The sequence below is a fragment of the Psychromicrobium ferritrahens genome, from assembly GCF_043789415.1.
In the GTDB taxonomy this organism is placed as follows: Bacteria; Actinomycetota; Actinomycetes; order Actinomycetales; family Micrococcaceae; genus Renibacterium.
The window spans coordinates 194,559-205,367 of record NZ_JBDLLW010000003.1 but is presented as its reverse complement, the minus strand read 5'-3'; the positions used below and the strand labels follow the sequence as shown (position 1 = coordinate 205,367).

At 59.1% G+C, this 10,809-nt stretch carries 11 protein-coding genes; 2 read left to right on the top strand and 9 right to left on the bottom strand.

Annotation, left to right across the window (positions count from 1 at the left end):
- Positions 1-3 precede the first annotated feature (3 nt).
- The gene (locus ABDK06_RS12995) at positions 4-258 is read left to right on the top strand and encodes a hypothetical protein (protein WP_394941685.1); all 255 of its coding nucleotides are present in this window, start codon (positions 4-6) and stop codon (positions 256-258) included.
- Between the two features lie 51 nt (positions 259-309).
- Here the strand turns inward: ABDK06_RS12995 and ABDK06_RS12990 are convergent, their stop codons facing one another.
- The gene (locus tag ABDK06_RS12990) at positions 310-1,410 is read right to left on the bottom strand and encodes a Gfo/Idh/MocA family protein (protein ID WP_394941683.1); all 1,101 of its coding nucleotides are present in this window, start codon (positions 1,408-1,410) and stop codon (positions 310-312) included.
- Positions 1,411-1,497: 87 nt separating this feature from the next.
- On the opposite strand from ABDK06_RS12990, the gene ABDK06_RS12985 reads away from it, so the two are divergent.
- Entirely contained in the window at positions 1,498-2,688 is a 1,191-nt protein-coding gene (locus ABDK06_RS12985; protein ID WP_394941681.1) for an AI-2E family transporter, read from the top strand.
- A gap of 7 nt (positions 2,689-2,695) precedes the next feature.
- Here ABDK06_RS12985 and ABDK06_RS12980 read toward each other — a convergent pair whose 3' ends face one another.
- The 8 genes from ABDK06_RS12980 to purU all read right to left on the bottom strand — a co-directional run bounded on the left by ABDK06_RS12980 (position 2,696) and on the right by purU (position 10,804).
- Positions 2,696-3,073, bottom strand: a complete 378-nt coding sequence (locus ABDK06_RS12980) for a hypothetical protein (RefSeq protein ID WP_394941679.1) — start codon at positions 3,071-3,073, stop codon at positions 2,696-2,698.
- Positions 3,074-3,152: 79 nt separating this feature from the next.
- Positions 3,153-3,539 (bottom strand): hypothetical protein, encoded by a 387-nt coding sequence (locus tag ABDK06_RS12975; RefSeq protein WP_394941677.1) that lies wholly within the window; start codon positions 3,537-3,539, stop codon positions 3,153-3,155.
- Positions 3,540-3,698: 159 nt separating this feature from the next.
- Positions 3,699-4,790 carry a substrate-binding domain-containing protein gene (locus ABDK06_RS12970; RefSeq protein ID WP_394941675.1) on the bottom strand — a complete coding sequence of 364 codons (1,092 nt, stop codon included), beginning with the start codon at positions 4,788-4,790 and terminating at the stop codon, positions 3,699-3,701.
- A gap of 30 nt (positions 4,791-4,820) precedes the next feature.
- A complete protein-coding gene (gene mmsB / locus ABDK06_RS12965) occupies positions 4,821-6,089 on the bottom strand; it encodes a multiple monosaccharide ABC transporter permease (protein ID WP_394941673.1) in 1,269 nt (422 codons plus the stop codon).
- A 33-nt stretch (positions 6,090-6,122) separates the two neighbouring features.
- Positions 6,123-7,679, bottom strand: a complete 1,557-nt coding sequence (mmsA, locus tag ABDK06_RS12960) for a multiple monosaccharide ABC transporter ATP-binding protein (protein ID WP_394941671.1) — start codon at positions 7,677-7,679, stop codon at positions 6,123-6,125.
- A 141-nt stretch (positions 7,680-7,820) separates the two neighbouring features.
- Positions 7,821-9,017 (bottom strand): ROK family transcriptional regulator, encoded by a 1,197-nt coding sequence (locus tag ABDK06_RS12955; protein ID WP_394941948.1) that lies wholly within the window; start codon positions 9,015-9,017, stop codon positions 7,821-7,823.
- Positions 9,018-9,357: 340 nt separating this feature from the next.
- Positions 9,358-9,876, bottom strand: coding sequence for a gamma carbonic anhydrase family protein (locus ABDK06_RS12950; RefSeq protein WP_394941669.1), 519 nt, complete (start codon positions 9,874-9,876; stop codon positions 9,358-9,360).
- A gap of 49 nt (positions 9,877-9,925) precedes the next feature.
- The gene (gene purU, locus ABDK06_RS12945) at positions 9,926-10,804 is read right to left on the bottom strand and encodes a formyltetrahydrofolate deformylase (RefSeq protein WP_394941667.1); all 879 of its coding nucleotides are present in this window, start codon (positions 10,802-10,804) and stop codon (positions 9,926-9,928) included.
- Between the last annotated feature and the right edge of the window lie 5 nt (positions 10,805-10,809).

Below are 10,809 nucleotides of genomic sequence, written 5' to 3'. Positions count from 1 at the left end.
GAAATGAGAAATCAAAAAGCAATAGCCTCGGCAGCGCTTGCCCTGGGAATCGGCATCGGTTCACTCGGCTTGGCCACTCCTGCTCAGGCCGTCCCAGCGTCACCCAATGTGCTGGGCGAGATCGAAATGAGCTATTACCCGACGGTGCCGGAGTGCAATTCACGCCTTTACGAGCTGAAGAAGTACGACGCCGTGATCGTTCAGCCGTGTACCTGGAGCGATATCTACAAGTGGTACGTGCTGTACCGCCAGACCTAAAGAGCTCTCTGAATGACCGGTGGTAGTTTTCCCGAGAGATGCTCTCGCTCTCTACCGCCGGTCATTGGGATAACTGACCCCTAGCTGCGCCCGGACGCCGTCGAAAAGCCTCATGACGTCGAGGGAATCCTGCCAGGGCATCGTAGGGCTCTCTTGCAGGCCCTGCTGAATGCAGCGGGTCACTTCACGGAATTGATAGGTGTAACCGCTGCCCACCGGGCTGAAGTTCTCCACCCGATCCTGGTCCCAGCCGCTGCCGTTCCAGCCATAGCGAATCGCCAGACCAGCTGGGTTGTTGATCGACCCCACGGTGCTCATGGTGCCTTCAGCCCCGGCGATATCGGCTTGCCGAGGCCCTTGAGCCACTAAAGAACTCAGCAACTGGGCTTGTGCTCCACGCCGATAGTCCAGGGTGATCGCATTCTGTGCGTCCACCCCGAAATCTGTCAGGGTTCCGGCAGCCTGCACGGATTCGGGAGTGCCCAGCGCCACCCAGGCCCAGAGCAGCGGGTAGACAGTAAGATCCAATAACGCTCCACCGCCCGCTTCTGGCGCCCAGATGCGCAAGTGCGGGTCCTGTGGTGCCGGGAAGCCCAGATCAGCGCGTACCCAGCGGATCTCTCCCAGCACTCCGCTGACCACAAGCTGCGCACCGCGCTGCACGCCGGGAGTGAAGCGCGCCCACATCGCCTCCATCAGGAACAGCCCGCTCGAGCGGGCCAGCTCGATCAGCTCCTCGGCTTCCCTGGCGTTGATGGTGAGCGACTTCTCGCAGAGCACGTGCTTGCCGGACTCCAGAGCTGCCTTGGCAATTTCGAAGTGCTGGGCGTGCGGAGTGCCGATATAGACCACGTCCACCAGCGGATCGTCGAACATCCGCTGGTAGCCGGTGACGCCGTCCTGATCGAAATAATGGTTGGGAATGCCGAATTTTCGGGCAAATTCAGCTGCACTCGCCTCGGTCCTGGAGGAAACGGCGTGCACCAAGGAATCTTCTAAAAGATCAAGATCACTCGTCACCTTGGTGGCGATTGCGCCGGTGGACACCACTCCCCAGCGCAAGCCCTGCCCGGTGGCGGCCAGCGGATCAGGGGCGCCGTCGCCGTACCAGTCAGGACGAACGAGATAGCTGGGGAGGGATTCTGCTGCCATATCCTCATTCTTGCACTAGTGGACTGTCAGATGAACTGCCGGGGCACGCTACTTCGTTTTCACGGTGGAGTAGGCAAGGATTGAGGCATGGCAGACCACGAAACCCCCCAGACTCGCAGAAATCAGCCGGCCCCGCAGGCGATTCCTTTCGCTTTGAAGATCGGTTCCGAGTGGGCCTGGCGACTCGGTGTCATTCTGCTGGTTGCTGGGGCTATCATCTGGCTTTTGCGATTCGTCAGCTTCTTGATCATCCCGGTGATGGTGGCCGCGCTGCTCGCCGGCCTGTTGATGCCGGTGGTGCGCTGGCTAGTGAAGCGAAGAGTACCCAAGGGCCTGGCCGTGGCAATCACCGAAGTCGGGATGATCGTGGTGGTCCTCGGCGCCCTCGCCTTGGTTGGCAGGCAGCTGGCGCTCGGCTTCCACGATCTCTGGAGCCAAGCCCTGGAAGGCGTGCAGCGAGTTCAGAAGTGGCTCTCCGATGGGCCGCTGCACCTCTCCGCTCATCAGATCGATGGCTATCTTCAACAGGGCGCAAAGGCCTTGGAGGGCAATAGCGACAGCATCCTGAGCGGTGCTCTCTCCTTCGGCAGCACGGCCGGCCATTTCGGCACAGGGCTCATTCTGTCGCTGTTCATCCTGATCTTCTTCCTGCTGGAAGGGGAGCGGATCTGGCTCTTCTTGGTTGGTCTGATGCCCCGGATCGCGCGCCCGGCGACTAACGGAGCCGGACGCAAGGGCTGGACCTCCTTGGTCAGCTACGTTCGAGTGCAGGTCTTCGTGGCTTTTGTGGACGCCGTCGGCATCGGCGTCGGCGCCGCCATCCTGCAAGTACCGCTGGCCCTGCCCTTGGGCGTCCTGGTCTTCCTGGGCTCCTTCATCCCCATTATCGGTGCCTTAGTCACCGGCGCTATCGCGGTGCTGCTCGCTCTGGTGGCGAACGGCCCGGTCAATGCGCTCATCATGTTGATCATCGTGCTCGCGGTGCAGCAACTGGAAAGTCATGTTTTGCAGCCTCTGATCATGGGCAAAGCGGTATCCCTGCACCCGGTAGCGGTCATTCTCGCGGTGGCTGCAGGTTCATTCCTGGCGGGCATTCCGGGTGCGCTGTTCGCGGTTCCGGTGCTCGCCGTCACGAATTCCGCAGTGCGATACATCGCCGCTCGGGGGTGGGAGCAGGACCCAGCGGTGCAGCCAAGAGAGCAGGCTGACCCGCCCGGGGGCGGATCAGCCTCAGATGAATCAGCCTCCGGCGAGCGGAAAGCCGCCGGAGAGAGCTAAACCAAGCTCAGGTTGCCAGGCAGTTAGTCCCAACGATCCAGGAATCGTCCCAGATATAAGCGGCTAGACCGTAGCCGATCGTTTCGGTGGGGGTATAGATCGAAATGATCTCGTCGGAATGACCCAGTGTGCAATCAACGGGCTCATCGGACTTAGCGCCATCTTTGACGTGCACCACATGCTGTCCATTGGCGTCATAGACATCAAGCCAGCCAACGCAGCTATAGGGGTCGAGTCCGTTCCAGTCCTGGGCGACCCCTGCCGAATCAGTACAGACAAAGGTGTAGGGGGGCAGCGGGGTCGCTGCCTGGGCGGGGGCTGCCAATAATGCGCTGCCTGCCACCGCTATTAGCGATGCCGCGAAAAAGCTCTTAGTGAAGGACATGATGCTCCTGACTTCAGGGTGTAATAAAGACTAATGAGTCACTTTGTGGATAAAACTGAAACGGTATTTTCAGGAATTCTTAGGCTGCCGAACAGTTGTTCCCAGCAATCCATGAGTGATACCAAATGAAGGTGTTTATACCTTGGCCGATCAAACCGTCCTGTTCCGTGGTGATATCAAGAAGCTCAGGATTCTCGGGGTTTTCTACACAACTCACCGTGCTGGTCGCGTTCGCACCATCTTTGACGTGCACCATCACGTTTCCATTGGCGTCGAAAACATCCAGCCAGCCAACACAGCTATAAGGATCTATTCCGTTCCAATCGTGCACTATACCGAGTGCGTCGGTGCACTCGTAGTTGAAGGGGGGAGTCGGCGTGATATCTGCCTGGGCGGGGGTGGCTAATAATGTGCTGCCAGCGACGGCGAGAAATGGCACAGCTAAAAGGAATTTCGTGGAAAGCATTCGTCATACTCCTTGGATTTGAGTGACAGAGGGCGTCCCCCACGGGCCTTCTATGGCAATCAAATCCTAAATCTGCTCAGCCAATCTGTATAGAGCTCGAAGATTAAATAACTGAGGCGGCTCTCACTCGAGAACCGCCTCAGTCAGATGAGCTGTGAATTACTTAGTCAGTGCTTCCAGCGTGGGGTTGTTCTTGTAGGCCTCTGCAGCATTGGCCTTGGTGACAATCACCGGCTCCAGGAACTTGGTGGGCACCTTCTTGGTGCCGTTATCCTGCTCCGAGGTGGTGGCCGGAGTCTTGCCAGCCTGCAGATCCTTCGCCATATCGATCGCAGCGTTCACCAGGTTACTGGTGTCCTTGTTGATCGTGGAGTACTGCTCGCCAGCCATGATCGACTTGACCGATTCGACCTCGGAGTCCTGACCGGTGACAACCGGAATCGGCTTGCCAGCCTGCTTCACCGAGTTGATGATGGCGCGAGCCAGCGTGTCGTTCGGGGAGAGCACGCCATCCAGGGAGGCGCTGCTGTAGTAACCGGAGAGCAGGGTGTCCATCCGCTTCTGGGCGTTCTCGGCCTTCCAGCCAGCGGTAGCAGCCTGGTTCTGGGTGTTCTGACCGGAGACGATCTTGACCGTGCCGTCGTCGATCTTCGGCTTCAGCACGCTCATGGCGCCATCGAAGAACGGCTTGGAGTTGGCATCATCGCTTGAACCCGCGAAGACCTCGATATTGTAGGGACCGCTGGCCTTCTTGGCCTTCATGCCGTCCAGTAGTGCCTGGCCCTGCAACTCGCCGACCTTGAAGTTGTCGTAGGCCACGTAGTAGTCGATGGCATCGGTGTTCTTCAGGATCCGGTCATAAGCGATGATGGTCGCGCCGGCATCCTTGGCCTGCTTGACCTGCGTGCTCAGCTGCGAGCCATCGATCGCACCGACGATGATGACCTTCGCACCATTGGTGATCATTGAGCTGATCTGGTTCTGCTGCTCGGTCACACCACCATTGGCGAACTGCACCTCGGGCTTAAAACCAGCGTTCTTCAGGCCGTCGTTGAACAGGCCCTCAGCGAGCACCCAGTTCTCCGAGGTCTTCTGCGGCAAGGCAACGCCGATCGTAGCGTTCTTGTCGAAGCCGGCAGCGCTGGAGCTTCCGTTGCTGCTTGAGTCGCCTCGACCGCAACCGGTCAGGGCGAGCGCCGAAATTGCCGCGATGGCCGCAACCGACGTCAGCGTCTTAGTGAATTTCACCATGGTTATCGCTTTCTTCTTATTAAGTGGAAATTATTTTGTGGAGGTTTCGAGGGGGACATTATCGGTGGCCGACTGCAGTCCCGCTTTTTCATTGCGCTTGAAGTTCTTCATCATCAGTCCGATGACGGAGGCTCGGCCCTGAGACTTGTTGTAAACATCGATGGCCACCGCGAGCAGCAGCACCAGGCCCTTGATGATCTGGGTCATATCCGCACCGACGCTGAGCAACTGCAAACCATTGTTCAGCACGGCCATCACCAGGCCACCGATCATTGAGCCAACCACGGTGCCGACGCCGCCGCTGACCGCAGCACCACCGATGAAGACGGCGGCAATCGCATCGAGTTCCCAGCCGGTGCCATCGAAAGGACCGGAGGCAGCAGAACGGCCGATGAAGACAATGGCGGCGACGGCAGCCAGGATCGACATATTCATCATCACCAGGAAGTTGACCTTCTTGCTCTTCACGCCGGAGAGCTCGGCCGCGTTCTTATTGCCGCCGACCGCATAGACGTGACGTCCCACGATGGTCCTGGAAGAGATGAAGGCGTAGACCAGCACCAGCACACCCAGGATGATGCCGGCAATCGGGAAGGAGGTGCCTGCGCGTCCGCTGGCGAAGATCAGCGTGACCAGGACGATCACGATGCCGACCAGCCCGATCCGGACCCACATCACCCAGGCCGGTGGAACATCCATGCCGATCTTGACCGACTGAGAGCGGGAGTACAGCTCACCGAAGACGAGTGCGGCTAAGCCGACGATGCCGAGCAGAAGGGTGAGATTATTGAACCCTGAGTCAGGACCGATCTCGGGCAGGAATCCGCCGCCCAGGTACTGGATCTCGCTGGGAACCGGAACAGAGTTGGAATGCCCGATGAGCTGGTTCAGGCCGCGGAATAGCAACATGCCCGCGAGGGTCACGATAAAGGCTGGAATTCCGACGACGGCGACCCAGAAGCCTTGCCAGGCTCCGATCGCGGCGCCCAGCAGCAGGCCGAAGATCACACCGGCCCACCAGGGGAATCCCCAGTCCTGAATACTCAGGGCCACCGTAATGCCGACAAAAGCCGCCACCGAACCGACCGAGAGGTCGATATGCCCGGCGATGATCACCAGCACCATGCCGATGGCCAGGATCAGCACATAGGAGTTGCCATTGATCAGGTTCTGCACATTGAAGGAGGTGAGGACCTTACCGCCAGTGGCGATTTGAAAACCCAGCAGCAGCACGACGAGCGCACCAATCATGCCGAATTGGCGGAGATTGCCGCCGAAGATTTGCTTCACGTGATTCATCGTTGAAAATTCCTTGTTGACTGGGAGCTTCGCTTAGGCGGACTTCTTGGCGGCGGTCATGCGTTTCATCAGGCTTTCCTGAGTTGCTTCATCTTTGTTCAGCACCCCGGTGATTGAACCTTCGAAAATGGTGTAAATCCGATCCGAGAGCCCTAGTAGTTCAGGCAGTTCCGAAGAGATCACAATGACGCCTTTACCCTGCTCAGCGAGCTTCTGGATAATGCCATAGATCTCGTACTTGGCTCCGACGTCGATGCCTCGGGTCGGTTCGTCCAGGATCAGCAGGTCTGGGTCGGTGAACATCCACTTGGCCAAGACCACTTTTTGCTGATTGCCGCCTGAAAGCTTGGCAACGCCCTCATCGACGCTCGGCGTCTTGGTTCGCAGTTGCTTCCGGTACTCTTCGGCAACCGAGTACTCTTCGTCGTCATTGACCACCAATCCGTGGGTGATCTTCTTCAAAGCCGCCGACACGGTGGTTGATTTGATGTCATCGAGCAGGTTCAAACCGAGGCTCTTCCGATCCTCGGTCACATAGCCAAGGCCGTGGCGGATCGCCTGGGAGACATTGTTCAGCGTGATCTCTTGACCGTCTTTGACGATGGTGCCGGAGATAAAGCGGCCATAAGAGCGGCCGAAAACGGAGCGGGCCAACTCGGTTCGGCCGGCGCCCATCAGTCCGGCGAAGCCGACGATCTCCCCGCGTCGCACGTTGAAGGATTCGTTTTTGCAGACCAGTCGATCAGCGATCTGCGGATGCGCCACATTCCAGTTCTTCACTTCGAAGAAGACCTCTCCGATATTCGGAGTGTGCTCAGGGAAGCGGGATTCCAGGGTCCGGCCCACCATGCCGCGGATGATCCGGTCCTCGTCAACGCCGTCGGCCTTCACATCGAGCGTCTCGATCGACTTGCCATCGCGGATGATGGTGATCGAGTCAGCGACCGCTTCGATTTCGTTGAGCTTGTGGCTGATCATGATCGACGCGATGCCCTTGCCCTTGAGGCCGCGGATCAAATCGAGCAGATGCTGAGAATCTGATTCGTTCAGAGCCGCAGTGGGCTCGTCAAGGATGAGCAGCTTAACCGACTTGTTCAGCGCTTTGGCGATTTCCACCAGTTGCTGCTTACCGACGCCGATTTCCTTGATCGGGGTATCGGGATCGTCCCTCAGGCCGACTCGCGCCAGCAACTCGATGGACCTGCGGCGCGCCTCGCTCCAGTTGATCACGCCGAACTTGGTGGGCTCGTTCCCCAGGAAGATGTTTTCGGTGATCGACAGCTCCGGAATCAATGCGAGTTCCTGGTGGATGATCACGATGCCGGCGGCCTCTGAGGCGCGGATGTCCTTGAACCGGCAGACCTCGGATTGATAGACGATATCGCCTTGGTAGCTGCCGTAGGGATACACCCCCGAGAGAACCTTCATCAAAGTTGACTTACCCGCGCCGTTTTCCCCACAGATGGCGTGGATCTCACCCGCACGTACGGTAAGGGAAACCTCTGAGAGTGCTTTGACCCCAGGGAATTCCTTGGTGATTGAGCGCATTTCCAGAATTACTGGAGCTGTCGCCGAACTACTGGCTGACATGAAATATCTCCCCCCGGGACACTAGCGTCGGTGCCGTCCCAGCCTCTACGTCTGAATAAAGTAAACTAGCCCAGGCCGTTGTCGTCAAGTTTTGAACGCAACGACCAGATAACGGTTTAGTTGAGCTATCTCATTCATGTCTCAGGGGGATGCATGAATTCCCTGTTGCTGGAATACCAGGGCCGCTCCACCGAGCGCTTCGGCGCGATTTCCCATTGAGGACATAGCCAGTTGAGTGGATTCGCCGACCAAGGGCACCGCATGGCGGATCAGGCCGCGGCGGATGGGGTCCAGCAGGATCTCACCCAATTCGGCAAGCGGCCCGCCGACCACCACAACCTCGGGGTTGAGGAGGTTCGCGATTGACCCCATCACTCGGCCGATCGCCTGGCCGGCGTCGTCGATCACTCGCAAAGTCGCGGTGTCGCCGTGGATCGCTCGCTGCACAATATCCTCGGTGGTGATCGGCTCATTGGTGCCGCGGGAGAGCAGCTCGATCATGGTCGCTGTGGAGGCTACAGTCTCGAGGCAGCCGCGGTTGCCGCAGCGGCAGATCAAGCCCTGTTCGGAGATGGTGGAGTGCCCGATCTCTCCTGTCACGCCGATGTGCCCGTAATGCGAACTGCCGCTGAGGATCAGGCCTGCCCCGATACCGCTGCCGATTTTGACGAAGATCAAGTTGCTGGTGGAGCTGTGCGGCCCCCAGGTGACTTGAGCGAGGGCCCCCAGGTTGGCGTCGTTATCAACGTATACCGGGACTTTGAGGGCGCTTTCCAGGAGTTCCAGGATGTTGATGCCGACCCATTCCGGCAGGATGGCGCCCTGTAAAACGGTATTGGTGCGACTGTCGATGGGGCCAGGAATGCCCACTCCCGCTCCGACGATCGCGTTATGCGGAAGCTTGATTTCCTTGAGCAGCTCATCGAGCAATCTGGCAGCGGACTCCACGCCTTCGATGGCGCGGTGACCGAAACGCAGTGGTATCGAACGTTCGGCGAGAATCCGGTAGTCCAAGCTCGCGATGATGACCCGCACATGGGTGCGGCCGACGTCGATTCCTACCGCTACGGCGCCCGCCGAATTGAGGCTGACCGAGACAGCGCGTCGTCCTGAACTGGTGGTGGGGGATGTGGAGATCAAACCGTCGTCGGACATGATCTTGACGATATTGGAGACGGTCGCCGTCGAAAGGCCGGTGTGCCGGGAAAGTTCGGCCTGGGTGAGCGGGCCAGAACCAAGCAGGGTCTCCACAATGCGCTGCTGATTGCGCAACCGGAGTGCGGACTGCGAACCCGGGTTGTACGGAGCTTTGTGAGTGGACTGCGGTTCGGCCGACATATAGGTAGAGTGCATCACTTTGCGATTGTCGTCAAGAAATGAACGCATGAGAGGTTTTTATAGTCGTCTATCAAAAACTAGTTAACCCATTATTTGGAGTTGCTTTGTTCATTTGAGCTTTACTCCGAGGTATTGGTTCTCAAAAGGGTGCTGCGAGGGGATTTTTCCCCACCGAATTCGGGTTTCAGCGGGGTAAACCGTCTCTCCCCACTGAACCGTCGGTTCAGTGGGGAGAGATGATTCGGTGCGGAGAAACAGTGGGTGGGCGCGTCTTCGAGTGCTAGGTGTAGCGGAGCGAGGGCGTAGTTGAGTGAGGGTGTAGCGGAGAGCGGATCCGAGGTCAGCCGTGAAGCGCCCGGTGGTGCTGGGCCAATACGCTGTAGTGCGCCGCGTTCTGTTGAATTCCGGCGAATTCTTGATCGGTCAGTTCACGACGGACTTTAGCGGGGACCCCAGCGACCAGGGAACGTGGCGGAATCACGCTGCCCTCAAGCACCACAGCCCCTCCGGCGATCAGCGAACCCGCTCCGATCCGTGTTCCGTTCATCACGGTGGCTCCCATTCCGATCAAGCAGTCGTCCTCGATCGTGCAACCGTGGACCACCGCCCCGTGACCTACGCTCACCCGGTCGCCCACGCTGGTGGGGAAGCCTGGATCCGCGTGCAGCACTACGTTGTCCTGCAAATTAGTTTCTTCGCCGACGCTGATCTGTCCGCTGTCGCCGCGTATCACCGCACCGTAGAAAGCACTCGCGCCGCGACCCAAGGAAACCTCACCGATCACTGTGGCATTCGGTGCGAGGAAGACCTCGGGGCCGACGGACGGGGTGTTCCCAAAAAATTCATAAACAGGGCTCATGGCACTACCGTACCGCTCCTTAGCTGATTCTCGCGGCCGCTGCCATCGATCAGTCGAAGACGATGGTTCGGTGCCCGTCCAGCAGCACCCGGTGCTCGGTGTGCCAGCGAACCGCCTGGCTCAGCGTACGGGCTTCCACCGCACGTCCCATCTGAGCGAGCCGTTCCGAAGTGTGGGCATGATCGACGCGGATCACCTCCTGCTCGATGATCGGTCCTTCATCGAGATCTGCCGTGACGTAGTGTGCGGTCGCCCCGATGAGCTTGACCCCGCGGGCGTGGGCTTGGGCGTAGGGCCTGGCGCCCTTGAAGGACGGCAGGAAAGAGTGATGGATATTGATCGCCCGCCCGGTGAGCTCACGGCACAGCCCGTCGGAGAGGATCTGCATATAACGTGCCAGCACCACGAGCTCGATGTCTTGTTCGGCGATGATCTCGCGGAGCCAGTCTTCGGCCTGCTGCTTTGAGGCTGGATCCTTCGAATCCACCGGAAGGTGATGGAACGGGATGCCGTAGAACGCCGCCATCTCGGCCAGATCGGGGTGGTTGGAGACAATGGCCGGGATAGTGATCGGCAAGGCCCCGGAGCGTTGCTGGAAGAGCAGCTCATTGAGGCAGTGGGCTTCCTTGGAGGCCATCAGCAAGGTGCGCACCGGAGCGCCCACCCGATGCAGACCCCAGTCCATCGAAAAAGCTTCGGCGACCGGTTGTAGGCTCTCGTGCAGCGACTCGAAGGAGGTGGTCGTCGCCACCTCTACCCGCATGAAGAAACGGCCACCGGACCCCTGTTCGGCGGGGCTACCGTACTGTTGTGACTCGGTGATATTGCCACCCGCCTCGACCAGGGCTCCGCTCACCGCATGAACGATTCCGGGTCGGTCGGGGCAGGACAGCGTGAGGGCGTAGCTAGCGGTTTCGGTTGCGCTCATAGCAC